Origin of the sequence: Shewanella hafniensis (genome assembly GCF_019655335.1) — a bacterium.
Taxonomy (GTDB): Bacteria; Pseudomonadota; Gammaproteobacteria; order Enterobacterales; family Shewanellaceae; genus Shewanella; species Shewanella hafniensis.
Window position 1 is genome coordinate 20,153 of record NZ_BPFD01000044.1, and the last position, 20,183, is coordinate 40,335.

15 protein-coding genes are annotated in these 20,183 nt (G+C 45.2%); 7 read left to right on the forward strand and 8 right to left on the reverse strand.

Features of this window, described 5'->3' with window-relative positions; all coding sequences use genetic code 11:
• Positions 1 to 127: 127 nt before the first annotated feature.
• Positions 128 to 1,381: a serine hydroxymethyltransferase gene (glyA, locus tag K5Q99_RS13345; RefSeq protein WP_106651245.1), complete on the reverse strand. Its 1,254-nt coding sequence runs from the start codon at positions 1,379 to 1,381 to the stop codon at positions 128 to 130.
• A gap of 189 nt (positions 1,382 to 1,570) precedes the next feature.
• Between glyA and ettA the strand changes: the two genes are divergently transcribed.
• Complete coding sequence (ettA, locus tag K5Q99_RS13350; RefSeq protein WP_106651246.1) at positions 1,571 to 3,238, forward strand: energy-dependent translational throttle protein EttA; 1,668 nt, start codon at positions 1,571 to 1,573, stop codon at positions 3,236 to 3,238.
• Positions 3,239 to 3,371: 133 nt separating this feature from the next.
• Here ettA and K5Q99_RS13355 read toward each other — a convergent pair whose 3' ends face one another.
• Entirely contained in the window at positions 3,372 to 4,313 is a 942-nt protein-coding gene (locus tag K5Q99_RS13355; protein WP_220777141.1) for a LysR family transcriptional regulator, read from the reverse strand.
• Positions 4,314 to 4,556: 243 nt separating this feature from the next.
• On the opposite strand from K5Q99_RS13355, the gene K5Q99_RS13360 reads away from it, so the two are divergent.
• Together K5Q99_RS13360 and K5Q99_RS13365 are read left to right on the forward strand one after the other, a co-directional pair.
• Entirely contained in the window at positions 4,557 to 5,480 is a 924-nt protein-coding gene (locus K5Q99_RS13360; RefSeq protein WP_220777142.1) for an MBL fold metallo-hydrolase, read from the forward strand.
• Positions 5,481 to 5,744: 264 nt separating this feature from the next.
• Positions 5,745 to 6,437 (forward strand): DsbA family protein, encoded by a 693-nt coding sequence (locus K5Q99_RS13365; RefSeq protein WP_220777143.1) that lies wholly within the window; start codon positions 5,745 to 5,747, stop codon positions 6,435 to 6,437.
• 464 nt (positions 6,438 to 6,901) lie between these two features.
• On the opposite strand, the gene K5Q99_RS13370 is transcribed toward K5Q99_RS13365, so the two are convergent.
• Both K5Q99_RS13370 and K5Q99_RS13375 read right to left on the reverse strand, forming a co-directional pair.
• Positions 6,902 to 8,707: a putative Ig domain-containing protein gene (locus K5Q99_RS13370; protein WP_220777144.1), complete on the reverse strand. Its 1,806-nt coding sequence runs from the start codon at positions 8,705 to 8,707 to the stop codon at positions 6,902 to 6,904.
• A 94-nt stretch (positions 8,708 to 8,801) separates the two neighbouring features.
• Complete coding sequence (locus K5Q99_RS13375; protein WP_220777145.1) at positions 8,802 to 9,014, reverse strand: hypothetical protein; 213 nt, start codon at positions 9,012 to 9,014, stop codon at positions 8,802 to 8,804.
• A 1,108-nt stretch (positions 9,015 to 10,122) separates the two neighbouring features.
• On the opposite strand from K5Q99_RS13375, the gene K5Q99_RS13380 reads away from it, so the two are divergent.
• From K5Q99_RS13380 to K5Q99_RS13395, 4 genes are all read left to right on the forward strand, one after another.
• Complete coding sequence (locus K5Q99_RS13380; protein ID WP_246604485.1) at positions 10,123 to 11,151, forward strand: metallophosphoesterase; 1,029 nt, start codon at positions 10,123 to 10,125, stop codon at positions 11,149 to 11,151.
• Between the two features lie 191 nt (positions 11,152 to 11,342).
• Positions 11,343 to 12,137, forward strand: coding sequence for a substrate-binding periplasmic protein (locus tag K5Q99_RS13385; RefSeq protein ID WP_220777146.1), 795 nt, complete (start codon positions 11,343 to 11,345; stop codon positions 12,135 to 12,137).
• Positions 12,138 to 12,347: 210 nt separating this feature from the next.
• Entirely contained in the window at positions 12,348 to 13,457 is a 1,110-nt protein-coding gene (locus tag K5Q99_RS13390) for an efflux RND transporter periplasmic adaptor subunit (RefSeq protein WP_106651252.1), read from the forward strand.
• A complete protein-coding gene (locus tag K5Q99_RS13395) occupies positions 13,457 to 16,612 on the forward strand; it encodes a multidrug efflux RND transporter permease subunit (RefSeq protein WP_220777147.1) in 3,156 nt (1,051 codons plus the stop codon). The genes K5Q99_RS13390 and K5Q99_RS13395 overlap by 1 nt, the downstream gene beginning before the upstream one ends.
• A gap of 229 nt (positions 16,613 to 16,841) precedes the next feature.
• On the opposite strand, the gene K5Q99_RS13400 is transcribed toward K5Q99_RS13395, so the two are convergent.
• The 4 genes from K5Q99_RS13400 to bla form a co-directional block, all read right to left on the reverse strand.
• Positions 16,842 to 17,489 (reverse strand): CatB-related O-acetyltransferase, encoded by a 648-nt coding sequence (locus K5Q99_RS13400; protein WP_220777148.1) that lies wholly within the window; start codon positions 17,487 to 17,489, stop codon positions 16,842 to 16,844.
• A 180-nt stretch (positions 17,490 to 17,669) separates the two neighbouring features.
• Positions 17,670 to 18,185 carry a RidA family protein gene (locus K5Q99_RS13405; protein ID WP_220777149.1) on the reverse strand — a complete coding sequence of 172 codons (516 nt, stop codon included), beginning with the start codon at positions 18,183 to 18,185 and terminating at the stop codon, positions 17,670 to 17,672.
• Positions 18,186 to 18,442: 257 nt separating this feature from the next.
• Entirely contained in the window at positions 18,443 to 19,237 is a 795-nt protein-coding gene (gene blaOXA, locus K5Q99_RS13410; RefSeq protein ID WP_220777151.1) for a class D beta-lactamase, read from the reverse strand.
• Between the two features lie 68 nt (positions 19,238 to 19,305).
• Positions 19,306 to 20,183 (reverse strand): class A beta-lactamase (bla, locus tag K5Q99_RS13415; RefSeq protein ID WP_220777150.1); only part of this gene is annotated, 878 nt, incomplete at its 5' end.

Sequence of the window (20,183 nt, forward strand, 5' to 3'; positions counted from 1 at the left end):
AGTCTAAGATTTTAGCAATAAAAATGGCCGCTTAATGCGGCCATGGGATTTTATCCTATTTATGGGCTGAGGTTAACCACCTGATGCTTGTTAGGCTCAGCACCACAAAAAGGAGACTATTTACAGATTAACCGTAAACAGGGAAACGTGCGCACAGTGCCAATACTTGGCCTTTAACACGCTCAATCACAGCAGGATTGTTTGCATCATCAAGGATGTCACAAATCCAGCCAGTCAGCTCTTTCGATTCCGCTTCTTTAAAGCCGCGGCGTGTAATTGCTGGCGTACCGATACGTACACCTGAGGTCACAAAAGGTGAACGTGGATCGTTTGGTACTGAGTTTTTGTTCACGGTAATGTTAGCGCTACCTAAGGCGGCATCAGCTTCTTTACCCGTTAAGTCACGACCAATCAGGTCAACTAGCATTAAGTGGTTGCTGGTTCCGCCAGAGACGATTTTGTAACCGCGCTCAAGGAACACTTCAACCATAGCTTTAGCGTTGTTAACCACTTGCTGTTGGTAAACTTTAAATTCTGGCTCTAGGGCTTCTTTGAACGCCACCGCTTTACCGGCGATAACGTGCATTAATGGGCCACCTTGACCGCCGGGGAATACTGCAGAGTTCAACTTTTTGTACAAGTCTTCATCATCAGCAGCAGACAAAATCACGCCACCACGAGGACCCGCTAAGGTTTTGTGAGTCGTTGAAGTGACAACGTGTGCGTGTGGAACTGGGTTTGGATAAACGCCAGCAGCAATAAGACCGGCAACGTGCGCCATATCGACAAATAGGTAAGCACCGATTTTGTCTGCGATTTCACGCATTTTTGCCCAATCAACAATACCTGAGTAGGCAGAGAAACCGCCGATCATCATCTTAGGCTTATGTTCTACGGCCAGACGTTCCATTTCGTCGTAGTCAATTTTGCCAGACTCGTCGATACCGTAAGGAATGATGTTGTACAGTTTGCCAGAGAAGTTAACGGGTGAACCGTGGGTCAAGTGACCACCGTGGGCTAAGTTCATGCCCAGTACGGTATCGCCAGGTTTTAACAATGCCATGTAAACCGCGCTGTTAGCCTGTGAACCTGAATGAGGTTGTACGTTAGCGTAAGTTGCGCCAAACAGTTGTTTAGCACGTTCAATCGCTAAGGTTTCAACTACGTCCACATACTCACAACCACCATAGTAACGCTTGCCTGGATAGCCTTCAGCGTACTTATTGGTTAACTGTGAACCTTGCGCTTCCATCACGCGTGGACTGGTGTAGTTTTCAGAAGCAATCAGCTCAATATGCTCTTCTTGACGCAGAGTTTCGTTCTGAATTGCGTTAAACAGTTCCGGATCATAATCTGCGATATTCATATCTTTTTTCAGCATTGCTTACTCCAGCTGCCAATTCTTATAGGTAGGGTTGCGCGGTATTCTACTCGGAACGCGACCACAATCCCAGTATTTGAAACATGAAATTCCTAGCGTTTTAGCTTGAACTTGGCTCATTGTCGAGTTGAGTTCGGCGTGCAATCGAGTAGAATTAGCCGCATCATTAGTCACTTAAGATAGAGAAAAATGGCTCAGTTTGTTTACAGCATGCTGCGGGTGGGAAAAATTGTTCCGCCTAAGAAGCAGATCCTTAAAGATATTTCTTTAAGCTTTTTCCCCGGCGCCAAAATTGGTGTACTCGGCCTTAACGGTTCAGGTAAGTCGACACTACTGCGTATTATGGCGGGTATCGACACCGAAATTGAAGGTGAAGCGCGCCCAATGCCGGGATTGAAAATCGGTTACCTACCGCAGGAACCTAAACTCGATCCAACCCAAACCGTGCGTGAAGCGATTGAAGAAGCCGTCTCTGAGGCAAAAAATGCCCTAACTCGCCTCGATGCCGTTTACGCAGCCTACGCCGAGCCGGATGCCGATTTCGATGCCCTTGCCAAAGAGCAAGGTGAACTCGAAGCCATTATCCAAGCCCAAGATGCCCATAACTTAGATCATATCCTTGAGCGCGCAGCTAACGCCCTGCGTCTGCCAGATTGGGACGAGAAAATCGAAGTGTTATCCGGTGGTGAACGTCGCCGCGTGGCGATTTGTCGCTTGCTGCTTGAAAAGCCTGAAATGCTGCTACTGGACGAACCGACCAACCACTTGGATGCGGAATCCGTGGCTTGGCTTGAGCACTTCTTGCAGGAGTATGCTGGTACTGTGGTCGCGATTACCCACGACAGATACTTCCTCGACAATGCCGCTGGCTGGATTTTAGAACTCGACCGCGGTGAAGGTATTCCGTGGGAAGGTAATTATTCTTCATGGCTTGAGCAGAAAGATGCCCGTCTGAAGCAAGAATCAGCCACAGAAAGCGCTCGCCAAAAGACCATTGCCAAGGAATTGGAATGGGTACGTCAAGGTGCCAAAGGTCGTCAGTCTAAGGGCAAGGCTCGTATGGCGCGCTTTGAAGAACTGAACACTAACGATTACCAAAAACGTAACGAAACCAACGAGCTGTTTATTCCGCCCGGACCACGTTTAGGTGACAAGGTTATTGAAGTGAATAACCTGACCAAGTCTTACGGTGACCGCGTTTTGATCGACAACTTGTCGTTCTCAGTTCCTAAGGGCGCAATCGTCGGCATTATCGGTGCCAACGGCGCGGGTAAATCGACCCTGTTCCGCATGTTATCCGGCGCAGAAAAACCAGACAGCGGCAGTATTGAGCTGGGTGAAACTGTGCAACTGGCCTCGGTTGAGCAGTTCCGCGATTCGATGAATGATAAAAACACCATTTGGGAAGAAATCTCCGGTGGTCAAGACATCATGCGTATCAACAACATGGAAATCCCGAGCCGCGCCTATGTGGGCCGCTTCAACTTCCGTGGTGGCGATCAGCAAAAAATCATCGGCACTCTGTCGGGTGGTGAACGTAACCGCGTGCATTTAGCCAAACTGTTGCAAGCGGGCGGTAACGTGTTACTCCTCGACGAACCGACTAACGACTTAGACGTTGAAACCCTGCGCGCACTGGAAGAAGCGATTCTGGAATTCCCAGGTTGCGCTATGGTGATTTCGCATGACCGTTGGTTCCTCGACCGTATCGCGACCCACATTCTGGATTATCGCGACGAAGGCCAAGTGAACTTCTACGAAGGTAACTACACAGAATACTCGGCATGGTTGAAGAACACCTATGGCGCCGATGTGGTTGAGCCACACCGCTTGAAATACAAGCGCATGATTAAGTAGATCTAGAATCTAGAATCTAGAATCTAGTCAAGCATGTATCTGAGGAGTTTAACTCGAAAAGGTTAAGCTCCTTTTTTATGGCATCCCGTTACGCTATAAGTGCCGCAAGCTTTGGCACTATTTCAAACTAGCACTATTTCAAACTAGCAAAGTAGGCCACCAGCATATCCATCATCACTCTTAATGCGGGCTGCATATGTTTGCGAGATTGATACACGCCATACACTCCAAGGGACTGCGGCTTAAACTCAGTCAATAAAGGCACCAACTGACCCGAGTCTAAATAGGGTTTCGCCGCCCATAGCGGCTGCATCGCAATCCCCTCTCCTGCCAGCGTAGCATTGAGTACCACCATGGAATCATTGGCGCTGAAATTACCATTCACAGGCACGTTAAACGCCTGACCTTGGTTTGACTTAGGATCGGAGTTCAGCGCTTGAGCCTGTTTCGCCCCTACATCGGTTTGATAAAACCGCCACATCACATCGCCAAAATAAGAATAGGTTAAACAGTTATGCTGAGTTAAATCCTCGGGATGCAGCACGGCGGCGCGCGCGGCAAGATAACTCGGTGCAGCGCACACCACAGATTCGCATTCACCTAAGCGCCTCGCGATAAGATTGGGATCGAGTTCATTGGTGATGCGAATCGCCAGATCAATCCGCTCGGCGACCAGATCGACGGTTTGGCTGCTCACGTGGAAATTCACGCTCGCCTGCGGATAACTGGCTAAATATTGGCGCACCACGGGCGCTAAAATCTGATGCGCCAAAAACTGGGAGCAACTAATGCGCAATAATCCGCGCGGAATCGCCACCGAAGCATGACTCACCGCGGGCACTTCATTTGCCAGTTCGAGCAGCCGATGGCAATAATCCAGCACTTGCTCGCCCGCTGGCGTTAAGCTGAGGCTTCGCGTCGAGCGATGCAATAATCTAGCACCAGACCATTCCTCCATTTCGCTCAAGTAACGGGTCACCATAGAACGCGACATATCTAAGGCATTAGCGGCACTTACCATGCTGCCGCGCTCAACAATGGTCATAAACACCTTAGCCGCTTCGAGTCTATCCATGATTTATCTCCACTCACATTTTCGCGTTCCGCATAACAATAACTCAGAGTTCAAGGTAAGTCAGAGTCCAAGGACGCACGCGGTAATTCGTCCGATTTATGCAACAAACATGGGCAGATACTCGCATTTATCTATTGATTATTGCAACCTATACTTAACTCACTTTTTGCAGCAGCTGCAAATCAATGAATGCTAAATCGAACCTTTTTACTCTTTCATCCTGTGACTATAAGTGAGCCCAAAATGAACACATCGACCTATGCTTTACGCAACACAGTTAACGCCACATTGAAGGCCTCGTCTAACATCAGTCTAGCCGCTACCTTACTGCTAGCGGGACTTGGCGCGGTCAATGCTGCGCCATTGCAAGTGAGCCATTTTAATCCGGGCGAAAACAGCATCTTTGCCGTGTCATCGAGCTTTATCAGTGGCGAACACGAAATGATGTTAGTCGATGCACAATTTCAAAATAACGATGCCCAAACCTTGGTTGATACCATCAAGGCCAGCGGTAAAAAGCTGACTCAGGTGTATATCAGCCATAGCGACCCTGACTTTTATTTCGGCTTAGCCGTGATTAAAAAGCATTTTCCCGATGCACAAATCGTCGCAACTCAAACCACAGTCGATGCGATTAAAGCCTCAATGGAAGGCAAGCTCGCCTACTGGGGACCGATCTTAAAGGACAATGCGCCAAGTGAATTAGTGTTACCTAAGGCGATTCACAGCGACACTTTCACCATCGACGGTGAGCAAGTGATTATCGAAGGTTTTAATGATAAACACCCTAAACACACTTTCCTGTGGGTACCATCGGCAAAAACCATCACAGGTGGGGTAGAAGTATTTGATAACACGCATGTTTGGATGGCAGACACTCAAACTGCCGCAGAGCGTCAGGAATGGTTAACTCATTTAGATGCGATGGAAAAACTGCTGCCGACCACAGTGATCCCAGGACACTATTTAGGCGAAGCCCGGTTTGATACCCGCGCCATCGGTTTTACCCGTGAGTATGTACAGGCCTTTGAAATCGCAGCAAAAGCCTCGAAAGATTCAGCCGAATTAATTCAAAAGATGCTAGCGCTATACCCACAAATGCCAGCCGATGCAGGGCTTGAGATCAGCGCCAAAGTTATCATGGGCGAAATGACCTGGCCTATGTAATCCCAGCACTAATATCTTAGCGATGGGGACAGTGAGTTAGACATAAGTGAGAATAGTTAAAGGCAGGCACGTGAGCAATTGCGTGCCAGTTCTTACCTAAATAACAGCATCTACATAACTGCACCTGACTAGCTGCACTTAAATAATCCTATCAACAGCCATATCAACAGCCATATCAACAGCCGTACCATGTTCGCCATTTAACTTCACAATATCAAATGCTTAGAACGTAATTTTGCAATTTAAGCCAAAAGGTTTAACACTATGACTCACCCAACAACTCCTTCTACTCGCACGGCCAACAGCACAGCAACGGCTAAAGTGCGTACTCTGCACGCCATTATCGACCCTTTATGTGGTTGGTGTTATGCCGCAGCGCCACTGCTCGATGCCGCCGCAAAAGCTGGCTTTACCATTAAGCTCCACGGCGGCGGTATGCTTACTGGACCAAGACGCAAACAAATCGATGCCAACTGGCGCGATTATGTTATGCCCCACGATCTTCGCATTAGCGAACTAACTGGCCAGCCATTTGGTGAAAACTACTTTGATGGTCTGCTGCGCGATACCACAATCGTACTCGACTCTGCGCCTCCTATTAAAGCTATGCTCGCAGTCGATGCTTTGGGTGGCGACAGTTTGGCTTATCTACACTCAGTACAACTCGCCCATTACCGTGATGGTCACAGCGCCAGTGATGAAGGTAATCTCGCAAGCTTAGCCGCTGAACTTGGGCTCGACCCTATGAGCTTTGCACAGCATTACGCCCAAGGTGACGACAAGTTGTATGAGCATATCGTTGAATCTAGAGCATTATTGAATTTGATAGGCGCCCAAGGTTTCCCTTCGATGGCTATAGAGGATAATGATGGCAACATCACCGCCATTAATATCAACCGCTTCTACGGCCAACCCGCCCAGTGGCTAAGCCATCTTGAAGCACAGTTTGAGTCATAATCATGATGCTAATGTGAGTAGTCGTCATTGATCGCGTCTTACTTAACTTAATACGCTTTTAATTAATGAACTTTTAATTTTTAAGCAGAGTTAGCAAGAACAAAGAAAAACCACAATTAGAGTTTTTTATAAGTTTTCAAGGACGGTTGGCATTTCGAGATTAAATTTCGTTCGTTATAGCAGATCATGATAGCCAAACGAGGACACGATAAAAACGACTACTCGCGTTTGACTGGGGTTTCTAATTTTTATCAGCAGCTTATGAAGCATAAAAGTATAGTACCGACTTTACATTGCATAAAAACCAGTAAAATCACTGTAAAAATAGTATCTGAACGCCCCCTCTCCGAAGTTAATAGCCGCTGATTGCAGCATTCTATTAAGCCACTTATCCAAAAAAGCACCGCTTAACTTCGTTAAGCGGTGCTGAATATAACTCTAAATATTGACTTTATAAGTGAGGATTACTCGTTGCTACCTTCGCCAGTCCACTTAACATTTAAGTACACAGGCTCAATCCATTCGGCTTCACTGGCTTTAGGCAACAGTATGATGCTATAGACGGTATTAACGGCTAACTGCGGCAAGTTCCAGCCGATAGCAGTACCATCGTTTTCAGAACAATAAGATGTTGAGACTGGTTGATACATCTGATGTAAAGGCCCATCGAAGTTATCACCACTTATGGTTACAGAACCATAAAACTCACGAACACTCTTACAAGTAAACTCGCCATTGTGATTATCAAAGAATACATCTACACGTGGTAAAGCATTTGGCTTATACATTTGTACAGTGACTTTACCTAATTTGTCAGTATTGGCTGACGCGGCGGGTAAATACATCGGAAATTCACGCTTCAGAGGTTTATCATCTGACTTAATACCGATACGTGCTTCAACGTCACGCTTATTACTAAACCACATTTCACGTTCACGCATAGTGGCTTCATTGCGAGTAACAGTGTACATGATCAGCTTAGCGCCAGTTGCAATATCATCATTTGACTTAAGAACAGCAAACTCAAATAACTCCTCGCTAACCAGACCATCGGCTTCAAAATGGTATGAACCAACCAGCTTGTCACCTTCAACTTTGTAACTAGAACCCGTCAATTCAAGATTGGCTGCACTACAAGTGGTACGGTTTTCAGGGGTACGCGCATTAACAAAAATCTTACCGTCTTGATAACGGAAACTGTCACACCAAACGCGAGAATAATTAAGATTATCCCCTTCAACTCCATCATAGTTGCCATGTTCCAACCTGTACCAAGTCTTGCCTTCTAACGGATGAATTGGCTCTGGGGTTACCTGATTTTCAGCAATGCTAACTTTAAGCTCTGTGCTTACAGGGGCATTTTTGCCATCGTTAGCCGTTACGGTAATAACAAAATCACCAGCGGCAGTTGGCTTGCCTTTCACAGTTAAATCATCTTGCTGAACAATTGCTAAGGTTAAACCAGGAATATTAGCGTTAACCGTTAAGCTCAGGGTATCGCTATCGGCATCATCAAACAATTCATCTAGCTCAATCACAGAATCAACAGCTGTACCCGTTATCAGCGCTAACTTAGCCAGATCTGCAGTGATCACGACTTTCTCATTGCTATCAACAGTAGGCGCTTTATTTGAAGTAATAACTTCAATCTCAATATCCAGAGGGTATGAGCGCGCATTATTAATGTCAGTTGCATAAACCTGCAGTTCAATCTCGCCTGCTTTTAATGGCGTTCCAGACAAGATGCCTGTGCTTGCATCAAATACCAGACCCAATTCGGCTAATTTAGCCTCGCCTTCGGGCAACACACTCAGAGTGAACGTATTATTATCACTATCAGCGAAAGCTTCAGCCAGCTGGATAGGCTCAATTGCATCACCTAAAGCGACACTAATCGCTTCTAGCTTGTCTTGCTCACTTGTGGATAACACAATATGAGGTCTGTGGTTAACAGAAACTGAACCATCTTTACCAATGACAGGATCGAAGTCAGCTAAAGAAGCATCATCGGAATCAACTTTGTCTGCTACAACCTTAATAAGCTCTGCCAAGTAGCCGTCAATGTTGACATTTTCATCAACTAAAGTTTCACCAATAATAGTGATCCCTTGCGCCGTTTTGCTGCCTTTGGCGGCTTCTGCAATATAATCACCAAACAAAACGTCAGCATTAGCACCAAGTGCCCCAAACTTGGTAACAACCGCCTGCTGTGCAGCTTCAACTGTCATACCACTATTGGCAGCTATTTGGGCAACGACCAAATCAGTCATTGGACTAATTACTGCAGAGCCTGCTGGGGCCTGAAGTTCAAAGTTGTTAGTGACGATACCGCGACTGCTATCCATTGTTTGATTAACGACAGCTTTAACACAGTTTTTGGTCTTGATATTTAACAGGCAGCTCGGCGGTGCCGTCAGCAGACGTTACGGCAACCTTAGTACTGCAAGTGTCACCCACCCAAATTTCCGCATTAGTTAAGTAACCATCAATAGCTTTAACTTGGAAGGTTTGTTCAGCAACCTGAGTATCGTCGCTACCACCACAACCGCTAAGAACTAAGGCGATTGCAGAAGCCAAAAAACTGTTTTTTTCATGTGATTCCCTATGAAAATGAGTCCAATAAAGTGAACTGTCTAGAAGACAGTTCAATCCAACGACTAAGTAGTCGTCGATGCGCAATTCTAAAAGGAAATCTTAATGGCTACAGCTTGATTTTTATTCAACAAACCAATAACTTAACTATGAGACACCCAAGAAACACATTTGCAACACGCTAATCGGTTACAAAATATGCCTTGTGTTAAGCTATCCCGCTAAGCAACAGAGTTACAGCAACAGCTTAAAATACAAGCGATTGATATTTATAACAATGTAACAACAGTTGGAATGGTCAATATCCTACACTCATCATCTCCATATACTTACCTCACATGCAGGAATTGACCTGTGCATTTTTCCATTTTGTATGAACATATTTTCCCGCATGACTGAAATAGCGTTCACTCTTTGAGCATCCTTCTGATATTAAAGCGTTTAAGCAAAAGGGTCATCATCACATCAACTTTATGTGATTAAAGGAATATGCGGGAGAACTTGTTGATTAAAAAATAAGGATTAATATGTGACCCTGTTCAGAGCCGAAACATCATCTCATCGATGCTAAGTTTTGCTCGGGCTTTAAGATAAATAGTCACTAACCGCTAAGCATTTAAAAGAAGCGCGACTGAACAGACACCAACTTGATCACTGACAAACTTTGAGTTTAAAGCCTAAAGCTAAGACTTTAAAACCTAAAACACAGTCAAAATGCTTCCAGATTGATAAAATCTATCTTTATTTAAATATTTTAATCACTGTAGGACTTATAGCTTACTGGCTAGTGTTCTGATTCACTTGATAAGTTATAGTCAACAAAGTAAGTTACATTTTTATTACATCACCATTAAACCTAAGCCTGCAGATTGCAAGATAGGAATCTCACTTGGGAAAAGTTCTGCGGTGATTGCAACCATAAACCACCGTTACTATTACAATTATCAAGGAAGGCACAGTGTCACTTCGTAGTCTGAAATTGCTCATAAGCAAACTTGCCACACCTGTATTCACCGCCAATATATTCGTCACGATCGCGATTACAGCCTTAACAAGTCACCCCGTGTTTGCAACTGCTGACGTTGGCGCTCCAATGCCGGACTACAGTGCTTTAATATCAATGTCTAACTCGGTCACCGATGGCCCTTATGTGTTTTTAAACGATACCCAACAAGACACTGCCTATTGGATTTGCCAGAGTGAGCTAAAACAAACACCGATTGCGAAGGCGCAGTTAACTCGCCCAGCCAGTTGCGGTGAATTACCATCGCCCCATCTTCACACACTAGCGGCCACCGTTGAGCCCGATACCTTCACCCATGTCAGCAAAATTGTCGCCCTTAGCGATGTGCACGGCCAATTTGATGTGATGATTAACTTACTAAAAGCCCATAAGATTATCGACAAAGATAACCACTGGGCCTTTGGTGACGGCCATATGGTGATGACGGGCGACATGTTTGACCGTGGCCATCAAGTCAATGAAGTATTGTGGTTTTTATATACCTTAGACCAAGAAGCTCAAGCTGCGGGCGGACGCTTACATCTACTCATGGGCAATCACGAGCAAATGGTGTTTCGCGGCGACTTACGCTACGTCAACGAACGCTATCAAGTCTCGGCCGATTTACTCAAACGCAGCTACGATGCGCTCTACAACAAAGACACCGAAATAGGCAAATGGCTTCGCAGCAAACATACCTTAGTCAAAATCAATAATATCTTGTTTATGCACGGCGGCATCAGCCCTGAATGGATCGAGCGTAAATTACATATCAGCGAGGCTAACCAACTCTTTCGTCAGCATTTAGATGATAAAAAAGCCGATTTAAAAAAGGATGATTTACTCAACTTTCTGTTTTTTACCAATGGCCCGACTTGGTATCGCGGATACTTTAAAGATGAACTGAAAGAGTCGGATATCGATAGCATACTGAACTATTTCAAGGTAGAGCATATTGTCGTTGGACACACATCGCAGGAGCAAGTGATTGGCCTCTATCACAATAAAATCATTGCGATAGACAGCAGTATTAAGAATGGTCAATCCGGTGAACTCTTGCTTATCGACGCCGGCAAACTCAGCCGCGGTCTGTATCAGGGGGAGCAGGTTTCGCTATAAGACACCTCGCTAATCTCTTCACCATAATATGTGAATGCCCTAGCGCCCTAATGCATGAATAAGCTAGGGCGCGAATGTATAAATAAGTAAGGGCAAACATGCACGCATCTTAGTATTCATCAGTTCGCCAGTTTCAATTAACTCTGACTATACTCAAGCCAAGTGCGACTCACCTCAGTGCTGGAGTGGAAATGGGGAAGCAATTACTCACATTATCTGGCTTTTGCTTGTTTATGCTCGGCTTCATCCAGCCCGCATTTGCGGGTCGAGAACTTCATTTAGTCGCCACTAACTACCCTCCTTTTTATGCCGATGCCTTACCCGAACAAGGCGGCGTTGCCCAAGTGGTCAAAGAAGCCTTTAAACGCCAAGGTTACAATGCCAGCCTCAAGTTTTATCCCTTCGCTCGCGCCGCCTTACTCGTTAAAACGGGCCAAGCCGATGGCATCATTGGGCTCTGGTATCGTAAAGAGCGCGAGCAATGGGCCCAATATTCTGCGCCTATCCAACCGGTGCAAATTGTGTTTTATAAACGTAAAGATGCGCCGCTGAGTTTCAGTCAGCTCTCAGATCTCAAACCCTACACGATTGGCATAGGCCGCGGTTACGCTAATCCACCCGAAATCTTCGCCGCTGGGCTCACCACCGAAGAAGGCAATTCGGATGAAATGAACCTCAAGAAGCTATTTTTAAAGCGTATCGACTTAGTCTTGATTGGCCATAACTTAGCGGGGTATTTAATTAAAAAAGGACCAAGTGAATATGACGATGCCTTTGAACAAGTCGGTCACCCCATAGCAACTGAGGTATTTCACTTAGGGGTGTCTTTGGCCGTGACGGCTCATCAGCAGTTAGTGACGGATTTTAATCAAGGCTTAGACAGTATGCGCAGCGATGGTCGCTTAGCTTCTATTTTAAGCCAATTTCCTCAGGTGGAAACGACTCAAGCACCTGTCGAAAAATCGCCTACAGAGGTCCATCCCTAGCGCACGAGGGTCTTCTCGCTCAGGCCATTTGCACAAAAAAGCCACAAAAGCTGCGTTGAATTGTGCTCAAGGCTCAAAAAACACAATTTCTTTCATTTTCGTTCGCTTACCTTTACAAACTTTTACCCAACTGGCGTACGTTATTCACTAGAATAGCGCCATTAGAGCGATTACCTTTTTAAACTGCCTTTGCGCGAGATAATAATTACAATGAAAAAAACCATTATTGCCATTGCCCTGCTTGCGGTTATCGCCACAGCGGTAAGTTTTAGTGATGTCCTTCAAGCGGCTAAACCCGAAAGCGCACCTCATCTTATGCGAACCGTTCCAGTGGTCACGGGGGAAGTCGTTGAATATCCATTAGCACAATCTATTTCACTTATCGGCAAGCTCGCTGCCGAACGCGCTGTGGTGATCGCGCCACAAGTCACAGGTAAGATTAAACAAGTCGCCGTGACCTCAAACCAAGCGGTGAAAAAAGGTCAATTGCTTATCGAACTCGATGATATGAAAGCCCAAGCCGCCGTCGCTGAGGCTAATGCCTTTCTCAACGATGAAAAACGTAAACTCAAAGAGTTTGAAAAGCTGATCAGCCGCAACGCCATCACCCAAACCGAAATTGACGCACAAAAAGCCAGTGTCGATATCGCCCAAGCACGCTTAGCTTCAGCACAAGCGGATTTACATTACCACTCGCTGATTGCGCCGTTTGCGGGTAATACTGGCCTGATTAATTTCAGCGAAGGCAAAATGGTCAGCATAGGCACAGAGTTAATGTCGCTGGATGACTTATCTAGCATGCGCCTCGACTTACAAGTGCCAGAGCATTTCCTGTCGCAATTAAGCATAGGCATGAAAGTGGCGGCTACCAGCCGCGCTTGGCCGGATGAAACCTTTACTGGCAAAGTTGTCGCTATCGATCCGCGCGTCAACGAAGAGACCTTAAACCTTAAAGTGCGGGTGCAATTTGACAACCCAAAAAATCGCTTAAAACCGGGCATGATGATGTCGTCCACTATCACGTTCCCTGCGATTTCTGCACCTATGGTACCAGTACAAGCCCTCGAATATTCTGGCACTAAGCGTTACGTGTACGTAGTTAATGCCGATCACATTGCCAACCGCACCGAAGTGCAGTTAGGGGCGCGTATCGATAATCAAGTCTTGATTGAAAACGGTTTAAAAATAGGTGACAAAGTCGTGGTGCAGGGCTTAGTGAATATGCGCGATGGCCTGCAAATCAATGAAGTGACCCTCGATGCCAAGGCATCTACCCGTGCGGCTGAGCTTTCAAGCCCAAAAGCTACGGAGACTAAATAATGTGGTTGTCCGATGTTTCGGTTAAACGCCCCGTCGTTGCCATCGTTTTAAGCTTACTGCTGTGCGTATTCGGCATAGTCTCCTTCTCTAAGTTGTCGATACGGGAAATGCCCGACGTCGAAAGCCCTGTGGTCACCATTAGCACTAGTTACTCGGGTGCGTCGGCGGCCATTATGGAAAGCCAGATCACTAAAACCCTAGAAGATGAACTGACGGGGATCAGTGGTATCGACGAAATCACTTCGACCACACGTAATGGTAGCTCGCGTATCACAGTGAAATTCCTCCTCGGATGGAACTTAACCGAAGGCGTGAGTGATGTGCGTGATGCGGTGGCACGCGCACAACGCAGGCTGCCTGAGGATGCGAAAGATCCTGTCGTCTCAAAAGACAATGGCTCGGGCGAACCCTCAGTCTATGTGAATTTAAGTTCGAGTGTGATGGACCGAACTCAGTTAACGGATTACGCCCAGCGCGTGTTAGAGGACAGATTTAGCCTTATCAGCGGCGTGAGTTCTATCAGTATTTCCGGCGGCTTGTACAAGGTGATGTACGTTAAGCTCAGACCCGAGCAAATGGCGGGACGCAATGTCACAGTCACCGACATCACGAACGCGCTGCGTAAAGAAAACATCGAAACACCCGGCGGCCAAGTGCGAAACGACACCACAGTGATGTCGGTGCGTACCAAACGCTTGTACTACACGCCGAAGGATTTCGACTATCTTGTGGTGCGTACCGCCAGCGATGGCACGGCTATCTACTTAAAAGATGTGGCGGATGTGGCTGTTGGAGCACAAAACGAAAACTCGACCTTCAAAAGCGACGGCATAGTTAACATCAGTTTAGGCATTATTGCCCAGTCCGATGCCAACCCCTTGCTTGTTGCTAAAGAAGTGCACAAAGAAGTCGATCGCGTACAAGACTTCCTGCCCGAAGGCACAAGCCTAGTGGTCGACTTCGACTCGACTGTATTTATCGACCGCTCGATTAACGAGGTCTATAGCACCCTTTATGTCACGGGCGCCTTAGTGGTACTGGTGCTGTATATCTTTATCGGACAAGCGCGAGCGACACTCATCCCAGCGGTTACGGTTCCGGTATCGTTAATCTCGGCATTTATCGCCGCCAATATGTTAGGTTATTCGATTAACCTACTGACATTGATGGCATTAATCCTCTCCATCGGTCTAGTGGTCGATGATGCGATTGTGGTGGTCGAGAACATATTCCACCATATCGAAAAAGGTGAAGAGCCCTTATTAGCAGCCTATAAAGGTACCCGCGAAGTAGGTTTTGCCGTTGTCGCCACCACTGCGGTATTAGTTATGGTGTTTCTACCTATATCCTTTATGGACGGCATGGTCGGACTGTTATTTACCGAGTTCTCTGTGATGCTAGCGGTATCGGTACTGTTCTCGTCCTTAGTGGCACTGACACTTACCCCTGTACTGAGCAGTAAACTGCTGAAAGCTAACGTCAAACCGAATCGCTTTAACCGTTGGGTCGACAACGGCTTTGCGCGCATGGAAAGTGTCTATCGTGTTGCTGTGACTCGGGCGATTAAACTCCGTTTACTCGCGCCCTTAGTTATCCTCGCTTGTATCGGCGGCAGCGCTTGGTTAATGCAACAAGTACCGTCACAGCTTGCGCCGCAGGAAGACCGCGGCGTGTTGTTCGCCTTTATTAAAGGCGCCGAAGGCACCAGTTATAACCGTATGACAGCCAACATGGACATAGTCGAAGACAGACTCATGCCCTTGCTCGGTAAAGGTGTGCTGCGATCCTTCAGCGTACAAGCTCCCGCCTTTGGTGGCCGTGCTGGCGATCAAACTGGCTTTGTCATCATGCAGCTAGAAGATTGGGAACACCGCGATGTGACAGCGCAGCAAGCCCTTGGAATTATTAGCAATGCCTTAAAGGATATTCCAGATGTAATGGTTCGCCCTATGATGCCAGGCTTTAGAGGGCAATCGAGTGAACCTGTGCAATTTGTGCTTGGTGGTTCGGACTATGCCGAACTGTTTAAGTGGGCGCAGGTGCTCAAAGAAGAAGCCAATGCTAGCCCTATGATGGAAGGTGCCGACTTAGATTACGCCGAAACCACGCCAGAGCTTATTGTCACTGTAGATAAAGAACGCGCGGCTGAATTGGGTATCAGTGTCGATGAAGTGTCGCAAACCTTAGAAGTCATGCTCGGCGGTCGCACCGAAACCACCTATGTGGATCGCGGCGAAGAATACGATGTGTACTTGCGCGGCGATGAGAACAGTTTTAACAACGTTGGCGATCTTAGCCAAATCTACATGCGTTCCGGTAAGGGCGAGTTAGTGACGCTTGATACCGTGACCCATATCGAAGAGATTGCTTCGGCACAAAGATTAAGCCACACCAATAAGCAAAAATCGATCACCCTTAAGGCAAACGTCAGTGAAGGCTACACCTTAGGTGAGGGCTTAAAGTTTCTTGATGCTAAAGCCATTGAATTATTACCTAAGGATATTTCCATTGGTTACACCGGCGAATCCAAAGACTTTAAGGAAAACCAAAGCAGTATCTTCATTGTATTTGGTTTGGCTTTACTGGTTGCTTACTTAGTCTTAGCCGCGCAGTTTGAAAGTTTTATCAACCCGTTAGTGGTGATGTTTACTGTGCCTATGGGCGTATTTGGTGGTTTCTTGGGTCTACTGCTCACCAGTCAAGGGATTAATATTTACAGCCAGATCGGCATGATCATGTTGATTGGTATGGTGACTAAAAACGGTATCCTTATCGTAGAGTTTGCTAACCAATTGCGTGACCGCGGTTTTGAACTCGATAAAGCTATTATCGATGCGTCATCCCGTCGTTTGCGGCCAATCCTAATGACAGCCTTCACCACCTTAGTGGGCGCTGTACCGTTAATTTTCTCGACAGGCGCAGGCTCAGAAAGTCGTATCGCTGTGGGTACTGTAGTGTTCTTTGGTATGGCATTCGCCACCTTTGTGACACTACTCGTCATCCCCGCCATGTATCGATTAATCTCGGCAGCGACCCATTCACCGGGATATGTTGAAGCTAAGCTCGAAGCGGCCATCAAAGCCCAAGAATTAGCAGCACAAGAGTTAGCGGCACGAGAAGCGGCAAAGCAGCAGGAGCTTGCACCTAAAGCCTAGTGCTTCATCTCAATACGACAACTTAAGTAAATTGACACTTACTTACCATCAAAACGCCTGATGAACCTCATCGGGCGTTTTGTATTTTAAGGCCAAATGGGTTTCCAGTGTTGCATTAACTTAAAAGGGAATGACAGTTTCAGCGTCAATGCGCCTTGGATTGAAATACCTGTGAGGCGCACAACTGATTTAGATATTTAATATGATTGCTATACGCCCGACAAACATCTTAATTTGTACCGGTTTCTTTTTGATCATAAATGACAATGGCTTGTTTGAGCTGTTCAAAATCCGAAGAACACAAGTGCCGTTTCAAAGCATTAAACTTTTCGACTGGCCAATCATAAATTTTTAAAGCCAGCAACTCAGGAATAATGTCTTGATGAAAGCGATACTTGACTCGTTTAGCGGGTGAACCTGCGACGACACTGTAAGGTTCGACGTCCTGAGTGACAACACTGTTCGCTGCAACTACGGCTCCTTCACCAATAGTGACTCCAGGCATCACCATACATCTCATGCCTAGCCAAGCGCCATCACCAATATGGGTGTCACCTTTTCCTACATATGCCTCATCAATAAAATCCATAAAAGGGTATAAGCAAAACCAATCCGCCCTATGTGTATGATTTCCTCCCATTAAGATCACAACTTCAGCGGCGATACACACATAGTCACCAATATAGAGTTTATCAATAGGCCATTTGGGCTCCCATTGGCGGCTGATTTCATCACCATGAAGATATCTCACCGCAGATCCCTCAAACCCCATATCCCAACAATCGCTATAATAGCTGTGCTGACCTTTAATTATAATATTCGGGTTAGTAACAACTTCGTGTAACAACTGAACTTTTGACCAATGTTTATTATTCATAGAAGTGCTCTTTATAAATTAACTGTAACTGAAAAATAGTGAAATATTAAAAACTGGCTAACTCAACAAATATGTATCTTGAGTTTTACGGGCATGATATTAAAGAACAATATAATACATAAGCAAAAAGCCTATGTACCCTGATTCTATTTAGCTTAATAAACACCGTCGTTCGCTATGCTATTTTCGAACGGCAGTGGCTTCAATTTCAACACGCCATGCTGAATTTGCTAGTCCTGCAATTTTCAAGACCGACCGAGCTGGTACATTGGGTTGTGTTTTTGTACCAAAAAATTGGATATAAGCCGCCATAAAACCATCCATATCCATTTCATTATTTAATGCAGGATCGCCGACTAAAAAAACCTGCAGTTTAATCACATCCCCTAAGCCTAGGCCAATGTCTTTTAAACTTTTCTCTATTGCTTTTAATACCCCAATAGTTTGTCCTTTTGTATCCCCACCATATGCAAGTGGGCTATTTTTATCTTGAGTTAAATCTTGTATAGGCGGTAGTTTCCCAGATAAATATACAATAGACATAGAGGCTGGCACTTCTACCGCCGCAGCAACAGGGAAATTTGAATTAGCAATACGATGCCGGATCACATCATCTCCCGCATGCGCGGCGATATTCACAGTGGAAAGTAAGCCACACAAGCCGAAAAATGAAATACGGATGACAGAAGTTAACATATTGACCTCAAATATTGGATTGCCCAAATTTAAAAAGCGTGAATTTTATCCTGTACAATACGAGCCGCCCCCTTAAATATCAGGGCGGGATTAAGCTTTGTTAAATCAAGTAACAAATATACTTCCTGCTCATAAAACACTCTCTTCATAAGTGAATAACACTCAGCCTCAATCATGTTTATGAGTGTTATTCATACAAAATATCAGCATATTGTCTTGATTGCTCAATTTTTAGGTTAGTATGCCCTCACCCTGCCTTAAATATGGGGTAATGCATCGATAGATAGTAACAATTCTCTGCCAATCGCTTCTCTCTTGTAAACATCTGCCATGCCATTCGGCGTGTCTATATTCAATGCAAAAAAGACGGTGCCTGTTGGCCATTCAGCCCAACCGACCCACCAACCGACTTGGCCACCGAGTCCTGTTTTCGCTCTGAGAATCCATTCTCGGCCAGCTTCAACTATCATAATGTCTTTGGTTAATAATTGATGTTCAACTTTAAATGGGAGTTGGTTCTTATAAAGCTTCTCTAAAAAATTTATCTGCTCTTGTGCGGAGATCTCTAAACCACCTCTGACCCAATAGTCATTCACTTTTACAGTGGGATCTTGATTCCCATAATTAATTTTTTCTAGATAATCTCTTGCCTTTGTTTCACCTAACTCCTTCGCAAATCCGCGATAAACCCATAAAGCGGAATAGCGCATCGCTGAACGTAAATTCTGATCTTGATTGTGACTAGGGATAGAGTATTTTTCACCATTCCATTTAAACGTTTGAAATTCATCCTTAACTAAGTTTGCATCGAGTGCAAATAAAGTGTGAGGAATTTTAAATGTCGATGCAGGCGTAAACCGTACCGTCGAACGTGCTTTATTGTAAATATAAGTGGCACTTGCCCCTCCACGTTCGTCTTTAATGATGATTGTTCCATCCGCTTTGAATTTATCAAAAGTGGATTTCCATTCACTCTTTTCTGCTACCGTAATCGACTCATTTGCAACGGATTCTATTGTTGTAAAAATGAAAAGAGAGAGAGGCCATAGCATTAGCTTTATAAGTTTCATTGCAAAACCTTAATATATTAATTTTTTTAGGAGTACGATCTGTAGTGTGGTTAGAATAAAGTCCCGTTCGTGTACTCAGTGGAAATTACCCGTCCTATTTCGGAAATGACTTTCTCACGTTCCTCGATAGCAGTATTTTCTTTTTTAATGTAAATACTAATTATTAATGGTTGTTGTGATTCAGACCAGACCATGGAAATAATTCCCCGAGCACCATAGCTGTTGGCACCAGTACTGTCAGCAATTTCCCATCCCGTAGGAAGCACTAATCTCAGCATGTTATCTGCAACTTTATTCCCCATCATCCAATCTTTTAACTGTTCTTTAGATTGAGTGGATAAAATATTACCGAGAAGTAATTTGTTAAAGTTGGCTGCCATTGCATTAGCCGTCGATGTATCTCTTAAGTCTCCCTCAAGATTCGTATTGAGATCTGGTTCATAACGATCGGCTCTGGTTATATCATCTCCCATTGAACGCAAAAATGAAGTAATACCTTCAGGACCGCCAGATTTTTTTATCGCAAAATTAGCTGCGGTATTATCACTGTAGGTCATAGTCGCTTTACAGGCATCTGCTAATGTCACTTTTTTGCCTATAAATTCTTTCATTACTGGTGAATGGCTAACAACATCTTGTTCATTAATCATCATTGCATCGTCTAGCGATACTGCATTTTTATCTACTTCAGATAGCACAATGGCACAAGCTAAGGCCTTAATAGTACTATTTGTCGAAAACCGTTCGTCACCGTTAATTGAATATACGTTATTTGAGCTGTTTTCTATAACAGACACACCGATATTCCAGCCTTGGCGCTCAAATTCATTAACGGTTTGCTTTACACTTAAAGGACTTGCATTCGAATTTGAAATACTCATCAAGCAAATGGCAATAAACGTTGTCTTTTTGTAATCATTAAATATCT